The sequence below is a fragment of the Pseudomonas sp. PH1b genome (assembly GCF_000633395.1).
In the GTDB taxonomy this organism is placed as follows: Bacteria; Pseudomonadota; Gammaproteobacteria; order Pseudomonadales; family Pseudomonadaceae; genus Aquipseudomonas.
In genome coordinates, this window is sequence record NZ_AYMU01000024.1 from 87605 (window position 1) to 107204 (window position 19600).

Below are 19600 nucleotides of genomic sequence, written 5' to 3' on the forward strand. Positions count from 1 at the left end.
AACCTGCCATCAGCCATTGCCTGATAGATCGCAGCGGCCGGATCTGCGACCGCTGCGCGTCGGGGCGCCAGCCGCTCGAGCGGGAGCAAGCTGCCTCGCCACACCAGGCGTTCCGCCCTCCGCCCGCGCCACAAAATGCCCTGGGCTACGGATATTGCCCCTGGCAAGCCGCGAGGTGGCTTGAGCCTGGCAACCTGCGGCGATCAGGACAAACGACGGCGACGCGTCCAGAACAGCCCGGCAGCCCCCAGCAGGATCACCCCGGCAGCGCTGTACAGGGCCACCTTGTGCGGCTGCAATGCCTCGCGTGAAGCATCCAGCCACTGGGTCAGGTAGCGCTTGTTGGCGCTGCCGAAATCCGGTTCCTCGCAGTTCATGCCGAAATTGCCAGCCCACTCCACGAACGGCCCGTTTTCCACATAGCGCTGGTAGTAGTCGATCTCGGCATCGCTGCCCCGGGTCCAGCGCGCCGCCTTGCACAGCACTGCGGCGTAGGCCTGGCTGGTGTGGGGCAGGAAGTCCGCGGCGCGATTGCCCAGCTCTCCGGCCACATAGCGGTAGTGGTAGCGCACATCGGGCTCGGCCGTGGTGGCTTGCTGGCGCTGGACTTCCTCGGCATTGATGAAGGGCCCGGCCTGGACCGACGGAATGTCCAGGCTGTAGCTGCCCCAGAGGCTGTGGTAGTCCGGGCCCATTTCGTAGCCCAGGATCTCCATCCCCGAAGCCCGTGCCAGCGTGCCCGCCTGGTAATAGGCCTCGGCCCGGCGAGTGGGCAGCCAGGCCGACTCGGCAGTGCGCCGGTATTCGCCGTAGGCCTTGGCGATCGCCTGGCGCTCGGGGCTGTCGAAGTAACCCCAGCCTTCTTCGTAGCGGCCCTCGCGCAGCAGCCGGCGGCCCAGCAACTCACGCAATTGCGCAGCAACCGGCAAGGTCTCGTAGTAGGCATCTTCCTGTTTCGGTGTGGGCGGCGGTGCCGGGACCTGGGTGTCGACGAAGTGCTTGAGCTCGTCCAGGGTCAGCACCCGTTCCGCCACGGTGGCAGCATCCTGCCAATAGATATCGCCGCTGCGGTAGAGCAGTTCGAACGCCTGCAGGTAGTCGCCACGGTCCAGGGCCAGCAGGGCGCTTTCGCCTTCGACCCGGCAGCCGGGCCTCACGGTTTCGTAATTGCCCTCGTAGTCGTCGCGCAACCCCCAGCTCTCGTCACGCGGGAAGGCTTCGGACGCCTTGGCGTAGGCCGCCGCCGCCGCAACCTTGTCGCCGTCACGCAGGGCGATCTTGGCCCGCAGCCACCAGGCCAGGCCACCATCGCCGGCGTGTTCGAGCAACTGCCTGGTGGTGACGAAATCGCCGTTCTGATAATTCAGCGCCGCCAGGCGGTCGGCGTTGTCGAAGCTGCCCACGGTGCCTTGGGTCAACAGCTTGATCATTCTTTGTTCAGCCGCAGGCTTTTCGCCCAGGGACCAGCCCAGGTGGGTGATCAGCGCGGCGGTCAGCAACCGCGACACGGAAGGGCCCTTGATCTGCTCGAGCAATTGCTCGTCCGGCAAGGCGCCGAGCTCGCCAGCCACCTGCTTCAGCGAACTGTAGCCAATGCTCGAACCCAGCCGGCTCTGGGCCGCATACAGGTCGATGGCCTGGTTCCACTGACCCAGGTTCTTGAGGATCCGCGCCTCTTCACCAAGGCTGGCGATGCCCAGTTCCAAGGGGTCGCTGAAGCCGTCGGCGCTCAGTTGGCGGCTCTGTGCAAAAGCCTCGCGCGCCGCCTGCAAAGTGGCCTGACGGCCCTGTTCGTCCAGCTCACTGGCTTCTTCGCTGAGCGCCACCAGGGCCCGACCCAGGGAATAGGCCGCCCAGGTGCTGCGCAGGCGCCGTTGCTCGGCCGGCAGTGCCAGTACCTGGCGGAAGTACTCCGCGGCCAAGCCAGAGTCGCCGGCCCGGAAGGCCACCGCGCCAGCGGTGTACAGATTGATCTCGGCCGGCAGACTGGCGCCCTGTTGCTGGGCCTGGCGCGCATCCTCAAGGGTGCGCAACTGGGTGACCAGGGCCCGTTGCGCTTGGTTCAGGCCATCCTGCTCGGCCTGCAGGCGCTGCTTCACATATTCGCTGTCATCGTCCCCCCATCCGGGAGCCAGCGAAACGTCCGTGGCCGGCTTGAGCCCGGCGATGCCCTGGCCCAGGCGGCTGACCTCGAACTGGAAGCTGCCTTCCGGCAACTCGGCCAGCGTCGCCGGGCGGTCCGCCAGCAGGCGCAGGGGGAAATTCGGCCCGCAGGCCAGGGCCGGGGCCAAAGGCAGGCACAGGCTCAGGCACAACAGGTAGCGGGATCTAGGGACGAACATGTGCAGCTCCTTGGTCAATGCTTGTACAACGGGCCCAGCCCACGGCCCGGGTGCCACCCGCCAGCAGGCGGCCACTCTGGTGACGAGTCAGCAGCAACTGGCCGTCACGCAGCTGTGCGGAATAACCGCCCAGCCCGTCGAATCCGTCGCATTGGGCAACGGCCAGGGTCAGTTGTTCAGGCAGGGGCTGATCGAGATTGCCCGGGTTGCTCAAGCGGATGTCGAACAGGCCGCCCTGCTCCTGCAACTCGATACCCAGCCGACTGTCGAGAACATCGCCGCGGGCCACCGCCCGCAGGGTCTCCAGGCTCCAGGCGCGCAGGTCGCCCTTGAGCGGCAGGCGAAACCAGATCAGCCCGGCCAGGTGGGCCGGCGGATCATTGCGCAGGGCCTTGGCCAGCTCGCTCAATTGCCGGGGGTCGGCCATCAGTTCCCGGCGCCGACCGCCTTGCCCGAGGGCGACTTCGCTTTCCACCTGCGGCGCCCCCTCGCCATCCTCGAGCAAGGCCACGCCATAGGCAGGCAGGGCCAGATAGAAGGGTTTGTCACTGATCCTGGCCCAGCGCCTGGCCCATTGTTCGGCCAGCCGAGGGTCGAACAGGCCGTGTCGCGGGTCGCTGACCGCGTGCACCTGGAGCACGCTGCTGTCGACCTGGGCCAACAACCCGGGCAGTTCGCGGCTGTCGAGCCAGGACGGCAAGGCGGTGATGCTCAGGGCCAGCTGTGGCCCCAGCTCTGCGCGCAATCGCTGCAGCAGCCTGGCATAGGCCGGCAACCGGGCACTGCCAGCGTCGTGGTCGATCTCGATCCCCGCCAGGGTCAGGCCCTGCCCTTGCCAGTCGGCGAGCACTTGCTGCACCTGGTGGATAATCTCGGCCTGATCCAGAGCGTGGAGCTGGCCATCGAGGCGGACCACGGCAATCAGCGGGCGGGCATCCTGCTTGAGCAAGGCGGCGTCGATTCGTGCACGGCGCCAGCCGGCCTGTGGATAAGCTTGCAGGGCCAGCACACGGAGTGTGGAAAAGTCCGCTCGCGAGCCGGACAGCGCATCGACATGGGCCGGGGTCCACTGGCGCTGCCAGACATAGAGTTGCTGATCCAGGGGCGCAGCGTCTTCGTGGCGACAAGCGCTGAGCAACAGCCCGCAGAGCAGCAAGGTGCAAAGACGCAGAACAACCTGGGGAAGCATGGACCGTTGATTTCCTTTGACGCAATGAAGCCCCGGGCCGGCCCAGCAGGAGGGTATGCCAGCGGTGCTGAAGATCGCGCCAGACTACGCAGCGCAAGGCCTGGCGGCAATCGCCGGCGGGGACTTTTTTCAGCCCGCTACAGCTCCAGGATCAAGGGCTGCGAATCTTTATCCACAGCGCCCGGAACGGCGCAGCAGATCAGCACCAGCCCGTCTTCAGGCATCTGCGCAGGCACCTGTGGATAACTGACCTGGCCACTCAGCAGCCGGGTCTGGCAGGTGCCGCAGGAACCGCCCCGGCAGCTGAATTGCGGATGCAGACCGGCACTTTCCGCCAGTTGCAGCAAGCTGCCGCTGGCGGGTTGCCAGTGCAACGCCAGATCCGATACCTGGAACCTCACCACCACCTCACCGGTGGCCGCAGGCGGTTGCACAAAGGGCGCGACTTGCGGGTCGAGCTGGCGCTGCAGGGTCGAGGGGCCGAAGGTTTCGGCGTGGATCTGCCCATCGCTGATGTCCAGGGCCCGCAGGCTATCGTACAGGCCCTGGGTAAAGCCGCCCGGTCCGCAGAGGACAAAATCCGCGCTGTCGTAGTCATCCAGCTCAAGCTGTGCAAGCAACAGCGGCGTATCGATCCGGCCCACGTGATCGAAGGCACGGCCTGGATGAACGTCCGCCTCCGGCTGGCTGAGCAGCCGCAGCGTGCGCAACGACTCCCCGGCCAGGCTCTGCAACGCCTGCAGCTCTGCCGCAAAAGGTTGTTCGGCCAGGCTGCGCGAGCTCTGGATCAACCAGGTGGGGCGGGTACGGCGGGTACGCAGGCCCTGGTAGACCACTTCCCGCAGCATCGACAGCAAGGGCGTGATGCCGACCCCGGCCGCCAGCAGCACCAACGGCCGCTCTGCCCGGGGATCGGCCGTGAAGCGGCCCTGGGGCGCCCGGGCCTGCAGCAGATCGCCGACCCTGATGTGCTGGTGCAGATAGCTGGAAACCACGCCGTCGCGCTTGACGCTGATCCGCAGCAAAGCGTCGGAGGGCGCGGACGACAGGCTGTAGGTACGAATCAGCGTGCGGCCTTCGAGCTGCACCCGCAGCGGCAGGTGCTGGCCCGGCAGGAAGGCCGGGACACCCGCCGTGTCCGCCGGCTCCAGGTAGAAGGAACGGATGCTGCGGCTTTCGTCCTCGATCCGGGTGACCCGCAATGGCCGCCATTGCTGGCCCAGGGCTGACGCCCGCAGGCGCGCCTCGGCTTGCGGCCAATTGCCGGTCAGCAGGCTGTTGGGCGAATAGGCCTGCAACTGCCAGCGCAAGGACAGGGCGGCCGGGCGCCGTACCAGCCGTTCCACGGTAAAACGCCACAACCGCTCGGCGCCCTGGAAGGCACTCACCAGCGGCCCGTCGAGGATGATCTCGGTGCGCCCGCACAGGTGCAGCAGCTCGCCACACTGTGAAAATCGATGAACAGCAAGCCCGCCCGCGGGTTGAGCAGCAGGTTGCCCAGGGTGTTGAAGAACAGGTTGCCGGCAAAATCCGGAATGGTCAGGCAATCGCCCTCGACCCGGACAAAACCGGCCTGCCCGCCCCGATGGGAAACGTCCACCGAGCGCTGGCCTTCAAGGTCCACGTAACTGGCGGCAAAGAAGGTGTCGGCGGCGCGGATCAACGCCTGCGCCGCCTGATCCAGGCCCTGGCGATGTTCGGCCGGACGGCTGGCGGGATCGCTCAGAGGCACCTGTTGCAAGTGGCGCAACTGGATGTATTGCGGGCAATTGCCGAACGACTGCTGCACCACCACGCTGAAGCCTGCGGCATCCAGGGTACTGATCCGGCCATTGAGGCGATTGCGCCGCCGGGTGTGCAATTCGATGCCCAGCAAACCCAGGGCCGCGCCTGGGTGCAATTGCACCGGGTCATCAGCGGCCGGCAGGCTGGCGAGGTGCAGCAGGCTCGGGCTCGGCGCCTGGGCAAACCCGGGAGGGCCCTCGAGAACGCTGGCCCAGGGATTGCCGTCGGCATCCACCGCCGCCACCAGGATGAACGGCAGCTGCCCGTAGAACTGCCGGTGCTGGTCCGGCATTTCCTTGCGGATGACCTTGGCACCCACGCTCGCCATGCGCTCGGCCACCCCGGCCTGGGCCTGCAACTGCCGCTCGCCGGCATGCCAGGGTGAATGCGTGGTCATGCTGCGGTCTCCGTTCAGTCCCGTCTCAGGCGCTTTTCAGCCCGGCCGCGGTGGACGGCATGGCGACAAAACCGGGCAAGGCTTCGATCCGCGCCAGCCAGGCCCGCACATGCGGGTAATCGGCCAGCGATACGTTGCCCTCGGGTGCGTGGGCGATGTAGCTGTAACCCGCAACATCGGCGATGGTCGGCTCCTGCCCCACCAGGAAAGGACGGCTCGCCAACTCCTGCTCCATGACCTTGAGCAGGGCATGGGAACGGGCAATGACCTCCTCGGCATTGAACGGCGCTCCAAACACCGTGACCAACCGTGCAGCGGCCGGACCGAAGGCGATCTGCCCCGCCGCCACCGACAGCCAGCGCTGCACCTGGGCAGCACCGACCGGGTCGGTCGGCAGCCAGCGGCCACGGCCGTAGCGCTGCGCCAGGTACACCAGGATCGCATTGGAATCCGCCAGGACCACGCCCTGGTCATCGATCACCGGCACCTGGCCAAAGCTGTTGAGGGCGAGGAAGTCGGCCTGCTTGTGCTCGCCCTTGGCCAGGTCGACGAAGATGGTTTCGGTGGGCAGGTCGAGCAGGGACAGCATCAGTTCGACGCGATGGGCATGCCCGGAACGGGGAAAGTTGTAGAACTTGATCGCAAGCAGGGACATGGTCGACTCCACAGGCTGGGGCGCGGTCCAGGTGCCGCGCCAGGAGGCCTATCTTCGTCCCCGGGGAAAAACAACAGAATCACCAGAAATCACAATCCATCATTTCATCCAGCGCAATAAACCCCTTCAAGGGTTGAGTGCCGGATGTTCCCGCAGGGCCTGCACCGCAAAATCGACAAAGCTGCGCACCCGCGCCGGGGCCTTGCGTCCGCCCTGGTACACCACATGGATCGGCAGGGGCGGCAGTTCAAAGTCTTCGAGGACCAGCTCCAGCTGGCCCGCCGCGACTTTGTCGGCCACCTGGTAGGACAGCACCCGGGTCAACCCCAGCCCCAGGCAGGCCGCGCTGATGGCCGCCTGGTTGGCGCTCACCAGCAGCCGTGGCTCGGGACGGACGCTCAGGGCCTGGCCGGCGACATTGAACTGCCAACTGCGAGTCTGGCCAATGGACGAAGGAGCAATGACCGGCGCTTCTCGCAAATCATCGGGATGCTGCGGGCGCCCATTGGCCGCAAGAAACCCGGGGGCGGCGCATACCACCCGCCGCACCTCGCCGACGCGGACGCTGTGCTGGCCGCTGTCGGGCAGCTCGCCAGTGCGCACCGCCACATCGATGCCCTCCTCCACCATGCTTGCCACCCGGTCCACCAACAGCGCGTTGACCCTCACCTGTGGATAACGTTGCAGGTAGCGTACCAGGACCGGCGTGACGAAGAGTTCGCCGAACAGCACCGGCGCAGTCAGGGTCAGCTGTCCCCGGGGCTGGGCGTGAACCCCCGCGGCCGAAGCCTCGGCGTCCTGGATCTCGGCAAGAATGCGCCGGCAGTCTTCCAGGTAGCGTTGCCCGGCTTCGCTCAGGTGCACGCTGCGGGTGGTACGAATCAGCAACTGCGTGCCGATGCGCTGCTCCAGGGCCGCGACAGCCCGGGTAACGCTGGCCGCCGACAGGTTCAGGCGTCGCGCGGCAGCGGCGAAACCTTGCTCCTGGGCGACACAGGTAAACACCTGCATTTCCTGAAACCTGTCCATGTCCTACCTCAACCAGCGGCGCCTGCCCGATGGGCGCCAAAGGCTCGCAGCATAATCCAGCGCCGGGATTTCAGGGTGCACACCAGGTCTGTACATCGTGCTTGTCGAACCCCGGGCACAGGTTGTTCTTGGCAATCAGCCGATAGGGCTGATCCTTGGTGTAGGAAAAATAGAAGTAGTAATGCCGATCTTCTCCATACAGCCAATAGGAAGAAGCCCCCTGATTGATCAGGGTCGGCTCGAAGCTCCAGATCGACGATTCGGCGGGAATGAAATTGTCCCGCTCCATCAGCAGCAACAAGCTGTTGGAGAGCACCGGGGTCAGCCCGCCCAGCGCCAGTACCACCAGCGTCAGAGCGATCGTCCATCCATGAATGAGGCGCAGGTTCATCGGTTTTCCACCGCAGGATAAAAAATCCCGGCCTGTGCACAGGCCGAAAGTGTGAGGGTCAATTCGCGATTGCTCGCGTAGCAAAACAATAAAGATGGTCACAAGGTCTTCGGTCAGAGGGTGAGCATGACCCCAGACTGCTGCGATCGCCAAGACATTGCTGGATCACGAACCCGACCCGGTAAAGCCGCGACGCTATCCACGATCTGATGCTGCTCCGCATATAAATGCCTAGTTTGCTTTCATGCAGTTTTAAAAATCGAAGTGTGTCCGCCAACGGACGACAGCAAGTGAACCCGACACTCGAAAAGTTATTGAGCGCAGATCCAAGCGGAAACCTTTTCCTTTATTTCCTCCAGTAAGGCTAGGTTGCCGATTACAACCAGCTCACACCCTGCCTCCTTATCGCGATATGAACACAGTTCATGGGCATCCTCGTCTAATACCACTCTCAGGATCTGCCCATTTAGTTGATTTTTTACCGAGAAAATTGGATTGCCATCCATGAACGGCGAGCCATTTGAAAAAAAAGTATTGTAATAAGGCGCTTTAAATACCTCAGTGCCAACCGGGTTCTCCTGAACTTTCAATCGGAAATGATCATAAAAACTCCGCTCCAACTCGAGGTAGCGATCTTTATCATTCAGATATTCATTGAACACTTTGCTACTCCACAAAAGCTTTATAGGGAGTCAGTCGTCATGACGACGGCAACCTGAGTTCCAGGGCAGAGGAGATAGTGAAAGTTCCTGTCTCGCCGGCCCACGTGGCATGGGCTCCGTAGCCTGCCAGGTTGAGTTTTAAAATCCGTCTCACTGCACCGCCAGAGGGGCTTTGCGCTTCGGAAAAACATGATGAACGGCCTCAGCTGGGGCATGAGGTGGTCGAACGCCTTGCGGCCAACATCGGCAGGAAATATCGCCCCGAATGCTGTCGCGGAATGGTTTCCTGCTGATGCTGGCAGCGGCATGGCGCTGAGATGGGCCTGCCAATTTGGCAACCCATCACAGTAGAGAGAGGCTTGATATGCCCACTTTGAATCCTGCAATCACGCTGGTCGGCAACCTGGACCAATTCAACCATGATGGTTTCGAGATCGAAGCCATGAATTTCCTCTTCGAGCGCCTTGAACGTGGCAACCTGACGGTGGATGGCGAGGCGCTGTACATCGGCAATCAAGCCGTCCATCACTACACCTGGCGCGATAAACAACGTAACCGCACCTGCTCAATGTTCTACACGTATGGCAATACCCCGAGCAGTCACCTCTCGGTTTATGGCCTGGGCAAACACGTTGGTGACAACGACAAGGAATACGCGCTCTACACCTGGATCGACAAGAAAGAACAGTTGTATACCCTGGCCCCCACACGCAGCGATTCACGCTTCCGCTCACTGCTAGCGCCCAACTAAGTCGGCGGCCATGTGAACCCGCCCCATGCAACAAGGCGCTCATCTGGAGCGCCTTGTTGCAAGAGCATGATCTGTTCAAGCACCGAGGAAATTTCCGTGCCGAGGCGCAGCGACTCGAGCCTCTCCGGAGCGGGAGGAGCTCTCGATGGGGCCCGCGATTCGGCCGATCTGCCATCTGCTCATCTGGACCACCCCCCCTGTTTTCCGGGTGGACGTGCGCTTGGATAGTCAGCAGCAACCAGGCGCATCTAGGACTGCACATCAGCACAAAGGTGGCAGAGTAAGTTGTCGCTTGGAGCCCACGGCGGCTCCAAGCGAGACAGACTCAAATGTTTACGATCACAGCTGATCCTACGAAATAAAGTCTGTCGGAACGAACCCAGCAAACACTGGGGTTAACCGGAGGGCTAATCAGAAATAAAGTCTGTCGGAGACCCCATTTTTCAACATTTTGCTGTACGACCTACTAAATAAAGTCTGTCGGAAACCAGTGCCGAAGAAATCTCTGGGCTCAAGCAGGTAAAGGATACCTACTGAAAGGGAATGACATCGAAATCTGATTACCCTCGATTCTTGAGTCGACCAGCAGTTATCTTAACCCTTTGCTGTTCCCTGACCACGGCCTGCTGATCTATTCGCGTCTGGATTTGGGTGTAGAGCTGAGCCCGCTCGTTGTCACGGTCGGCCACCGTAACCACCAACGAGTACTGTTCCTTCTCTGCAGCCGTGGGATTCCAGTCACGATCCTGCTTGACTACGACCACAAACCACTTCTCGCCGGGTTTCCCTTGTTTGAATGTCCAGCGAGAAGACTGAACCGTGCCGTGGTTTCTCATTTGGGCGGGAATGTCGCGATTTGTGTCCCTGGCCTCTTTGAGTACCGCGTAAACGGGATGTTTGAACTTGAAGCTCATCCCAGTTGTGAGCCAACCAATCTGCCAGCCAATTTCGGTAACCACGAGGGTGCCGGTACCATGCAACTGCAGCGCCGATTTGCCTATGTGCTGCAGTTGCCTGTCTCCGCAGTCTTAAACACTTACGCACTGGCGCATAAGCGCCCAAGGGGGCGAGCACCAGAGGTCACCCACCAACTTTGCCGACGATCTCTCTTAAAAGTTCACACTCAGCCCCAGGCGCACGCCGTTCTCCTTATAGCCATCGCCGAATTGTCCGGTATAACCCAGGCCCACCGTGGTGCCAGTAGCGACCTGCGCGGTGACACCCAGTTGCACCAGGCCGGTGTCTTGCGCCAATGGCGCGCCCTTGACGGTGAACGAGCCGCCACCGGCAAACGACAGCTGACGCTTCGGATCGAGGTCGTCGAACGCATGCTGCCAGCCCAGCGTGCCCTGTAGCGCAACCGGTACCGAACCCAGCGTGGTCAGGGCCGTCGAGCCGTACAGGCCAAGGGTGCCGTAGGTCAGCTCGTCCTTCTCACCCTTGCCGCGCAGCGCTGTGCCGCCGCCGCGCTCCTTGAAGCTGTCGCTGTCTACCTTGACGTGGGCAAGACCCGCGAACGGCTCCACAGTGAAGTCACCCGCTGAGATGGCGTAACCCATCTCGCCGAACACCTGGGTGGTGTTGGCATCGTAGTGGGCCTTGTCATGATCGGCAATGTCGCCGACCTGAACATGACGGCTGCTGCCGATGTTGCTCCAGGCGTGCGACACGCCCAGGCGCAAGTTGACGGCATCCCACTGGGCAGCGGTGAACAGGCTCAGCGACGTGCTGTCGATCTCGCCAGAGGAATTGCGCGCATCGATATCCAGATTGCTGCTGCCGTAACCGGCTGCCACACCCACGCGCCAGTTGTCGCCAACCGGCATGTCGATCCCCAGCAAGGTGCCACGGCTGTCGTGATCGAGTTGCGCACTGTTTCTATTGCCAGCGGTGTCGCCCCAACTGCCATAGCCCTGCAGCCAGAACGTAATACCGCTGTCGGCATCGATGTGCAGGATGGCGTCGGTCGACGCCTGCCCCTGGGCGGCGCGCAGGCGATTGCCGATGGCATCGCGCACGTAACGGCTGTCGTCGAACAGCGCGCCCTGGGTGCTGGCATGTAGCTCGCCGGAAAGGCTGTCGTAGGAAGCCTGGGCCTGCTCGGCGGTAAGCCCGCTGATGGCGTTGTACAGCGTGCCCGTGGCCAGCGATTCGACACCGGCGGCGGCCGCTCGCTGGTTGAAGGTGCTACCGACCGAGACGAAGCTGACGCCGTTACGCTCCAGGGTCAGATCGACGCCGGTCGTGAAGTAGGCCACTTCAGGCGTGAGGAAGGCCAGGTTGCTGCTGACAGCGGCGAAGGTGCCGTTGAGCGCTGCGGCCTGAATGATGTTGTAGGTGGTGCTGGGCGCCCAATTGCCCGCACCGGCGAGTACCTTCAGGTTGGCGCCAGCAACACTCACAGTGCCGGTGGCGACGAGTCGGTCCGAGCTGCCGTCCGGCTTGGCTTCGATCTCCAAGTTCGAGCCCGCAGCCAGGTTGACGTTGCCGTTGACGTGCAGCGTGCCGATGGAGTTGCCCGGATTGATCGTGGCACCGCTGATGATTTCGACGTTGCCATCAATGGTGCCGTGGCCGCCGAGCATGGCGCCGCTGGCAACCCGCACGTTGCTAGCCAGGTTCGCCGTGCTGCCGGCCGCGCCGCCGACGATCAGGCTGCCGGCGTTGACCTGGGTGCCGCCACCGACACTGGACTGGCCGTTGAGCACCATCTTGCCGGTGCCTGCCTTGACCAGACTGCCGGCGCCGTCGAGGCTGCCAGCGTAGACGCTGTTGGTGTTGGTGTTGCCTACCTGCAGCTCGCTACCCGAGGCCAGCGCAAGGTCGCCCTCGCCACTCAAGGCGCCCAGCACCGTGATACCGCTGAGGCTGACGGCAGCGGCATCGCTGACGTTCAGACTGGCGTTGCCCAGGGCGTTGTAACCACTCAGGGTCAGGCTGCCGTCGACGATGTTAAGGGCGCCGCTGAAGGTATTGTCGCCGCTCAAGGCCAGGTTGCTTGCGCCTTGTTTGGTCAACGATCCATCACCGCTGATCACGCCGCTTAAGCCCAGCTCGTGACTGCCGGCAAGGGTCAGTTCGCCATTGAGGGTGATGGCGTTGCCCAGCGTCAACGTTGTACTGTTGTCCAGCGTGGTGCCGGCCGCGGCAATCAGGCTGCCGCTACCCAAAGCAGCGCTATTGCCGACTACCAGCGTGCCACTCTTGAGCAGGGTGCCGCCACTGTAAGTGTTGCTACCGTTGAGGGTCAGGCTGGATGCGCCGGTCTTGATCATACTGCCGCTGCCACTGACCGCGCCGCCGAGGGTCAAGGCGTTGGAGCCGGCAACGGTGAGTCCACCATTGAGCACCACATCGTTGGCCAGGCTGACCGCCGTGTTGCTGTCCAGCGCCGTGCCGTTGGCGGCGGTCAACACGCCAGTGCCGAGGGCCGCGTTGTTGCCGACCACAATCTTGCCGCCGTTGAGCGCGGTGCCGCCGGTGTAGCCGTTGGCGGCGTTGAGCACCAGAGTGCCGGTGTCGTATTTGCCCAGTGTGCCGGCGCCGTTGAGCGCAACGCCAATGGTCGCCGTAGCGTTCGGATCGACCCGCACGGTGGCATTGCCCAGCGAACCGTTGACCAGATTCAGCGAACCCGCCGTGCCGTTCTGCAGGCTGTAGCCATCGGTGACGAACTGCATGCCGGTAATGGTTTGCGCGCCGTTGACGGTCACGGTGCCCGCCGCGCCCTGGAACACCGCGAAGCTGTTGGTCCAGGCCTTGTTGGTGGTGCCGTTGACATCGGTCCAGTTGGTGGTGCCGGTGCCCCAGGTGCCGCTGCCGCCATCCACCGAACCGTTGGCGACGAGCTGGTTGCCGTCCCAGAACTGCATGGTGACGCCCGGTGCGGTGACCAGCAGGTTGATCTGGTTGGCCAGCGCGGTTTGCAGGGTCAGGTCGCCAGGAGTGACGCTGCCCGGCACGGTGCCGATCAGCATGCCGTTGTCGGTGAGGCCGCCGGTGTAGTTGATCAGCCGGTACACGCCGCTGCCGAAACCGCCGATGTCGCTGACGTTGAGGGTGCCGTCGAGGGTCAGGTTGCCGCCGACGTTGACCAGCGCGTTGCCGCCACCGGACACCGGTGCGCCAAGGCCGACGTCGAAGTTGGAGTTGGCGTTGAACACCAGCGAATTCACCAACAGCGTGCTGCCGGTGGCACCGGCCAGATGACCGCCATCCGCCACGGTCACCGCCCCGCCGAGCGAGCCGCCGCCGCCGGTCAGGGTGCCGCCGCTGTTGACCAGTACGCTGGCGCTGTCCAGCGAACCACTGACGTTCAAGGTGCCGGCGTTGACCGTGGTGTTGCCGGTCAGGCTGTTGAGGCCGTTCAGGGTCAGCGTTCCGGTGCCGAGTTTGCTCAGCTCGCCGGTGCCAGTGAGCACACCGTCGAAAATGCTGCTGGCGTTGTTGCCGCCGATGCTCAGGGTGTTGCCACCGCCGATCAGCGCTGTACCGCTGCCGGTCAGGCTGGCGAGGCTGCCGGAGCCGCCGAGGTTGAGGGTCGCCGCAGCGCCGAGATTGACCCCGGCGTTGCTGCCCAGTGCCGAGTTGCCCAGGGTGGTCAGGCTGCCGGCCTGCACGTCGAAGGTGCCGCTGAAGGTGTTGTTGCCGGTCAGCGTCAGGTCGGCCAGACCGTTCTTGGTCAGGGTGCCCGCCCCGGCGATCACGCCACCGAGGGTCAGGTTGTTGTTGCCCACCACGCTGAGGTTGGCATTGACGTTGAGGTTGTTGGCCAGCACCAGCGGCGCCGTGGTGTCGAGGAGCGATGCGCCCGCCACGGTCACCGCGCCGGAGCCGAGGCCCGCCGAGGTGCCGAGGGTCACGGTGCCGGCGTTCAGCGTGGTGCCGCCGCTGTAGGTGTTGATGCCGTTGAGGGTCAGGTTCGAGGTGCCGTTCTTGATCAGACCGCCGGTGCCGCTGACCACGCCGCTGATGGCTACATCGCTGTTGCCGGTGTTGGTCAGGTTGGCGTTGAGCACCACGTTGTTGCCCAGCGACACCGAGGTGTTGCTGTCCAGCGCCGAGGCACCGACCACGGTCAGGTTGCCCAGACCGAGGGCGCCGTTGCTGCCGGCGGTCAGAGTGCCGGCGTTGAGAGTGATGCCACCGAGGAAGTTGTTGGCCCCGGACAGGATCAGGTTGGCCGCGCCGTTCTTGGTCAGGCTGCCGGCGCCGTTGATGGCACCGCTGAGGGTCAGATCGTTGCTGCCGACGATAGCGAGGTTGCCCGCCAGATTGATCGCGTTTCTCGCGCTGAAGGCGCCACTGGCATCGAGCGTGGTGCCGTTGGCCGCGTTCAGGGTGGCCGAGCCCAGCGCCGCGTTAGACGCCAGAATCAGACCGCCCGCGTTCAGTGCCACCGGCCCGAGGAAGGCGTTGTTGCCGCCGAGGGTCAGGCTGGCCGAACCGTTCTTGATCAGTCCACCGGTGCCGCCAATCACACCGTTGAGCGTCAGGGCATTGCTGCCGAGCACGGTGAGGTTGCCGTTCAGCGTGGCAGCGTTGGCCAGGGTCACGGCGGTGTTGCTGTCCAGTTGCGTGCCGGCATTGGCGATCAGCGCGCCAGAGCCCAGCGCGGTGTTGCTGCCGACCACCAGGGTGCCGCCGTCCAGTTGCGTACCGCCGGTGTAGCTGTTGGCGCCGTTGAGTACCAGAGTGCCCGCGTCGAGTTTGTTGAGAATGCCGCTGCCGTCGATGTTCACGCCGACCGTGGCGGTCACGCCCGGATCGACCCGCATCGCGGTGGTGCCGCCGCTGCCGTTGACGGCGGTCAGCAGACCCGATGTACCGTTGACCACGTTGTAGCCATCGGTGAGGAACTGCATCCCGGTGAACAGTTGCGTGCCGTTGACCGACACCGTGCCGGCCGTGCCCTGGAACACCGCGAAGTCGCCGGCCCAGGTCTGGTTCAGCGTGCCGTTGGAATTGGTCCAGTTGGTGCCGCCGGCATCCCAGGTGCCAGTGCCGCCATCCACCATGCCGTTCGGGATTGTCTGGCTGCCGTCCCAGAAACGCAGGTTGGTGTTCGGCGCCGACACTACCAGGTTCACCTGGTTACCCAGGGTCTGCACGAGGATATCGCCGAGGCCATAACCCACCGGCACACCGGCCACGGTCAGGCCGTTGTCGGTCAGCGCGCCGACGTAGTTGAACAGTCGGTAGACACCGACACCGAAACCGCCGGCATCGGTGACATTCAGGTTGCCGTCGAGGGTCAGGTTGCCGCCGACGTTCATCAGCGAGGTGGTCGATGGCGTGGCGAGGCTTGCGTCGACGTTGCTGTTGGTGGTGAGGATCAGCGACGAGGTGGACAAGGTGTTGCCAGAGGACAACGCCAGATGACCACCATTGTTGATGGTGATGACGCCAAGCGCCGAACCGGTACCTGTGAGTGTGGCGCCGTTGTTGACGTTGAGCTGGGTGCTGGCCAGCGAACCGGTGAAATTCAGCGTACCGGCGTTGACATTGGTGTTGCCGGTAAGGCCGTTGCTGCCGGTGAAGTTCAGGGTCCCGGTACCGACTTTGGTCAGGGCGCCGCTGCCGCCGAGGTCGCCGTCGAAGGTGCTGGTGCTGTTCACGCCGCCCACGGTCAGGGTGTTGCCGCCGGCGATCTGCACACTGCCGCTGCCGCTCAAGCCGTTGAGGCTGGCGCTGCTGTTGAGATAGAGATTGGCACCGGCGCTGATGTTGGCGCCGGAGGTGTTGCCCAGCGCCCCGCTGCTCACAGTGGTGACGCTGCCGGAGGCGATGTTCAGCGCGCCGGTGAAGGTGTTGTTGCCACTGAGCGTCAGGTCGCCGAAGCCGTCCTTGGTCAGGCTGCCGGCGCCATCGATCACGCCGCTGAGGTTCAGGGTGTTGCTGCCGGCCAGGGTCAGGCCGGCGTTGAGGGTGATGTTGTTGCCGACGCTCATGCCGGTGCTGGTATCCAGCGTCGACGCACCGCCGACCGTCAAGCCGCCACTGCCCAACGCAACGGCCGAGCCCAGTGTCAGCGTACCGGCATTGAGGGTGCTGCCGCCGCTGAAGGTGTTGGTGCCGTTGACGGCCAGGTTGGCCGCGCCATTCTTGATCAACTGACCGGCACCGCTGATCACCCCGTCGAGGGTCAGGTTTTGGGTGCCGCCGACGCTCAGCGCTGCATTGAGCACGACCGCGTTGGCCACGCCGACCAGCGGCGAACTGCTATCGAGGGTTGCTGCGCCACCGACCGTCAAGGCACCGATGCCGAGTGCCGAGCTGTTGCCGGCGGTCACTGTACCGGCGTTCAGCGTGGTGCCGCCGGCGTAGGTGTTGGTGCCATTGAGGTTCAGATTGGCCGCGCCGTTTTTCACCAGGCTGCCGGCACCAGCGACGGTTCCGGTAAGGGTCAGATCAGCACTGCCGCCGATGTTCATCGCACCGGCCAGGTTGACCTGGTTGCCCAGCGTAACGGCCGTGTTGGTATCCAGCGTGGTGCCGGCCGCCGCGTTTAATGAACCGCTGCCAATCGCGGTATTGCTGCTGACAATCAACTTGCCGACGTTCAGCGCGGTGTTGCCGAAGTAGGTGTTTGCGCCGGTGAGAATCAGGTCGGCGGGGCCGCTTTTGGTCAAGCCACCGACACCGGAAACCACACCCGCGAGGGTCAGCGCGTTGCTGCCGCCGATGGTCACGTTGCCACCGAGGTTGACGTTGTTGGCCAGGCTCGTCGCAGTGCTGGCGTCCAGCGTGGTGTTGTTGCCAGCGTTGAGCACGCCGGTGCCGAGGGCGGTGTTGCTGCCGACGCGCAAGCTGCCGCCGTTGAGCGCGGTGGTGCCGCTGTTGGTGTTGTTGCCGGTCAGGGTCAGGCTGGCGCTGCCGCTTTTGATGATCGCGCCGGTTCCGGAGACGATGCCGGCCAGGGTCAGGGCCTTGCTGCCGAGCACGTTCAACGCACCGGTGATGCCGACGTTGTTGGCCAGGGTCACGTTGCCGGTGCTGTCGAGGCTGGTACCGTTGCTGGTGTTGAGTACGCCGGTGCCAAGGGCGTTGTTGTTGCCGACGCGCATGGTGCCGGCGCTGAGGCTGGTGATCCCGGTGTAGGTGTTGATGCCGTTGAGGTTGATCTGGCCGCTGCCGATCTTGGTCAGGCCGCCCGTGCCGGAGATCACCCCGTTGAGGGTCATGCCGTTGATGCCCTGCAGGGTCAGGCCGCCGGGGCCCAGGTTGATCTGGTTGCTCAGCGTCAAACCGGCATTGCTGGCCTGAACAATCCCGCCGTTGGACGTCAACACACCGCTGCCGAACGTCGCGTTGTCGTTGAACTGCGCGACACCGCCATTGAGGGTGGTTGCACCGCTGACCAATGGCCCCTGCAAGGTCCAAGTGCCGCTGTTGAGGGTCAGGTTGTTGAAGTTGACGTAGGTCGCGCTGGAGGCGGTGCCGGTGCCGATGGTGCCGCCGCCGAGGCCGATCGGGTTTTGCAGGATCAGCGTGTTGGTACCAGCCGCACCGCCGTCGATCGTGCCGGTCGGGGCGAAGGTCAGGTTGACACCAATCAGGCCTCCGAGGCCGACGGACGTTTGCACACCGTCACCGACGTTAACGCTAGAACCGGTGATCGCGTAGAAGGTGTTGGTGCTGCCCGCCCCCATCGACACACCGCCGGTGATGTTACCGGCGTTGGTGAAGGTGTTGCCCGCCACCGACGTTTCGAACGCGATCCGGCCGTTAATCGTGCCGCTGGCACTGTTGGTCATGTTGACTTGCGAACCGCCGTACACCCCGACCACCGGGGTATCGGCCAGGGTGATGCCGCCGACCGACAGCCCGGTGGAGGTAATCGTGCCGCCGTTGGTGATGGTCGTGGTGCCCGACACCGAGTTGTTCACGGCGATTCCCAGACCGTCGATGCTGGTCAGGTTGAGGCCGAGCAACATGCCGGTGCCGCGAATGAGCCCGGTGGTGGTGTTGACGATGCTCACCGTGCTGGTCGCGCCGGTGCCGATGAACGCGCCGCCACTGAGGATCGAGACCAGACCGAGCAAGGCCGGGTCGAGCGTGCCGGAGTTGTTCAGGTTGATGTTGGCCCCGGTCAGGTTGATGACCTTGCCGCCCAGGGTGGCGTTCATCTGCGCGCCGTTGGTGACGTTGACCGTCAGGCCGCTGGTGGCGCTGCTGTAGTCATTAAGGAACAGCGGCAGAGTCGGAACGCCACTGCATGTGATTGTGCTACCGGCGCCTGAACAGGTGGCATGAGCCGATTGGCTGACCAGGGTGCCCAGTAGCAGGGCCGGCAGCGCCAGTTTGCCGAGGTGACGCGAGTTCTTGCGGCAACGCTTGCTGTGTTCGTGGGTCACTGTCCAGCGGCCCATCGAGGCGTTCCATACCAGCGCAAATACTCGGTTCATAGCGTGCACTTCCTTATTATTTAAAAACGACTACACATCTAAATCGAATGGGCTGGCGTCGAAGAGCATCAAGATAATTCAGCACGGAGTATTTTGTAATGTCACCTAGCCACTTTTTGGGAGGCTACAGCCTATGTATTTTTGTGAGTGCACGTCCTAGAGCGGCTCGTGCGCAAAAAAAGTGAAGTACTGTTGGCAGAAGTGCAGTGAATCGCCTTGGATTTCCTCGTGTTCTGTCTCAAAAATAAGTATTCCATTTGAGCTACGCTTCCCTGGTCAAACAGGACGCGGGGTGGAGCGATGAATTCTCAAGACATCGTGCTCAGTGACGATGAACAGGTTGAGCTGACAGGCCTCTCCGTAGTTTCCGTCACCCGCTGGTGCAAGCGGTTTCAAGCACTGCGTCTTCAGGGTTTGGTATATTTGCCGGGGCGAGGCCGCAAGCCTTCATTGCCTGCCGAAGCCTTGCAGCGAACACTTGAGCAGGTCACTCAACCGCGCATCGGTCAGCCACGCTGGAGCTGTCGTAGCATGGCGCGTGTCGCTGGTATTTCTCCTGCCAGCGTTCAGCGGATCTGGGCTGCAAACGACATCAAGCCGCACCTCACCCGCACCTTCAAGCTGTCCAATGATCCGCAGTTCGAAGAAAAATTCTGGGCGTTATCGGCCTGCACCTGGCGCCACCGGATAAGGCGTTGGTGCTCTGCGGCGATGAAAAAAGCCAGGTTCAAGCTCTGCAACGCACACAACCAGGCTTGCCATTGGGCATCGGCCACATCCGCACACAAACCCATGACTATATCCGTAAGCGTCCGCCCAACACACCTTGCGTGATTAAACGGCCCCCCACCTGTGCGGCAACAGCTCGGTAATCTCACTCGCCCGCTGCGTCGGCAGGCGAGTAAGAACATCCTTCAAATAAGCATACGGATCATGCCCGTTGAGCCGCGCCGACTGGATGAAACTCATGATTGAATCGCCCCGGGTTTCCT

General features: G+C 63.5%; 10 protein-coding genes and 2 pseudogenes. 2 read left to right on the top strand and 10 right to left on the bottom strand.

The genetic code is table 11. From position 1 onward, the window contains the following. Positions 1-203: 203 nt before the first annotated feature. The 7 genes and pseudogenes from U873_RS0129045 to U873_RS0129075 form a co-directional block, all read right to left on the bottom strand. A complete protein-coding gene (locus U873_RS0129045) occupies positions 204-2342 on the bottom strand; it encodes a hypothetical protein (protein WP_025131587.1) in 2139 nt (712 codons plus the stop codon). After that, positions 2329-3531, bottom strand: a complete 1203-nt coding sequence (locus U873_RS0129050) for a DUF3142 domain-containing protein (RefSeq protein ID WP_025131588.1) — start codon at positions 3529-3531, stop codon at positions 2329-2331. Before U873_RS0129050 ends, U873_RS0129045 begins: the two co-directional genes overlap by 14 nt. A gap of 137 nt (positions 3532-3668) precedes the next feature. Continuing rightward, positions 3669-5713, bottom strand: a pseudogene (locus U873_RS34580) (pyridoxamine 5'-phosphate oxidase family protein). A 25-nt stretch (positions 5714-5738) separates the two neighbouring features. Continuing rightward, a complete protein-coding gene (locus tag U873_RS0129060) occupies positions 5739-6368 on the bottom strand; it encodes a glutathione S-transferase (RefSeq protein ID WP_043274703.1) in 630 nt (209 codons plus the stop codon). A gap of 126 nt (positions 6369-6494) precedes the next feature. Further along, entirely contained in the window at positions 6495-7397 is a 903-nt protein-coding gene (locus U873_RS0129065; protein ID WP_025131590.1) for a LysR family transcriptional regulator, read from the bottom strand. Positions 7398-7467: 70 nt separating this feature from the next. Then, positions 7468-7788 carry a hypothetical protein gene (locus U873_RS0129070; RefSeq protein ID WP_025131591.1) on the bottom strand — a complete coding sequence of 107 codons (321 nt, stop codon included), beginning with the start codon at positions 7786-7788 and terminating at the stop codon, positions 7468-7470. A 311-nt stretch (positions 7789-8099) separates the two neighbouring features. After that, positions 8100-8450, bottom strand: coding sequence for a hypothetical protein (locus U873_RS0129075; RefSeq protein WP_029978737.1), 351 nt, complete (start codon positions 8448-8450; stop codon positions 8100-8102). Between the two features lie 364 nt (positions 8451-8814). On the opposite strand from U873_RS0129075, the gene U873_RS0129080 reads away from it, so the two are divergent. Continuing rightward, positions 8815-9201 (top strand): hypothetical protein, encoded by a 387-nt coding sequence (locus tag U873_RS0129080; RefSeq protein ID WP_025131592.1) that lies wholly within the window; start codon positions 8815-8817, stop codon positions 9199-9201. A 560-nt stretch (positions 9202-9761) separates the two neighbouring features. On the opposite strand, the gene U873_RS0129085 is transcribed toward U873_RS0129080, so the two are convergent. Both U873_RS0129085 and U873_RS0129090 read right to left on the bottom strand, forming a co-directional pair. Beyond that, the gene (locus tag U873_RS0129085; protein WP_256245147.1) at positions 9762-10160 is read right to left on the bottom strand and encodes a hypothetical protein; all 399 of its coding nucleotides are present in this window, start codon (positions 10158-10160) and stop codon (positions 9762-9764) included. A gap of 150 nt (positions 10161-10310) precedes the next feature. Next, complete coding sequence (locus U873_RS0129090; RefSeq protein WP_025131594.1) at positions 10311-18608, bottom strand: autotransporter-associated beta strand repeat-containing protein; 8298 nt, start codon at positions 18606-18608, stop codon at positions 10311-10313. 300 nt (positions 18609-18908) lie between these two features. On the opposite strand from U873_RS0129090, the pseudogene U873_RS35530 reads away from it, so the two are divergent. Then, positions 18909-19414, top strand: a pseudogene (locus tag U873_RS35530) (helix-turn-helix domain-containing protein); the annotation flags it as partial. Positions 19415-19442: 28 nt separating this feature from the next. Here the strand turns inward: U873_RS35530 and U873_RS35535 are convergent. Continuing rightward, positions 19443-19600: transposase domain-containing protein (locus U873_RS35535; RefSeq protein ID WP_157838130.1), on the bottom strand; the 158-nt coding region annotated here is incomplete at its 5' end.

Excerpts from the sequence above, each read along its gene's own strand:
- U873_RS0129065 (WP_025131590.1), bottom strand. The coding sequence starts at position 7,397 with ATGGACAGGTTTCAGGAAATGCAGGTGTTTACCTGTGTCGCCCAGGAG.
- U873_RS0129090 (WP_025131594.1), bottom strand. The coding sequence starts at position 18,608 with ATGAACCGAGTATTTGCGCTGGTATGGAACGCCTCGATGGGCCGCTGG.
- U873_RS0129050 (WP_025131588.1), bottom strand. The coding sequence starts at position 3,531 with ATGCTTCCCCAGGTTGTTCTGCGTCTTTGCACCTTGCTGCTCTGCGGG.
- U873_RS0129060 (WP_043274703.1), bottom strand. The coding sequence starts at position 6,368 with ATGTCCCTGCTTGCGATCAAGTTCTACAACTTTCCCCGTTCCGGGCAT.
- U873_RS0129080 (WP_025131592.1), top strand. The coding sequence starts at position 8,815 with ATGCCCACTTTGAATCCTGCAATCACGCTGGTCGGCAACCTGGACCAA.
- U873_RS0129070 (WP_025131591.1), bottom strand. The coding sequence starts at position 7,788 with ATGAACCTGCGCCTCATTCATGGATGGACGATCGCTCTGACGCTGGTG.
- U873_RS0129045 (WP_025131587.1), bottom strand. The coding sequence starts at position 2,342 with ATGTTCGTCCCTAGATCCCGCTACCTGTTGTGCCTGAGCCTGTGCCTG.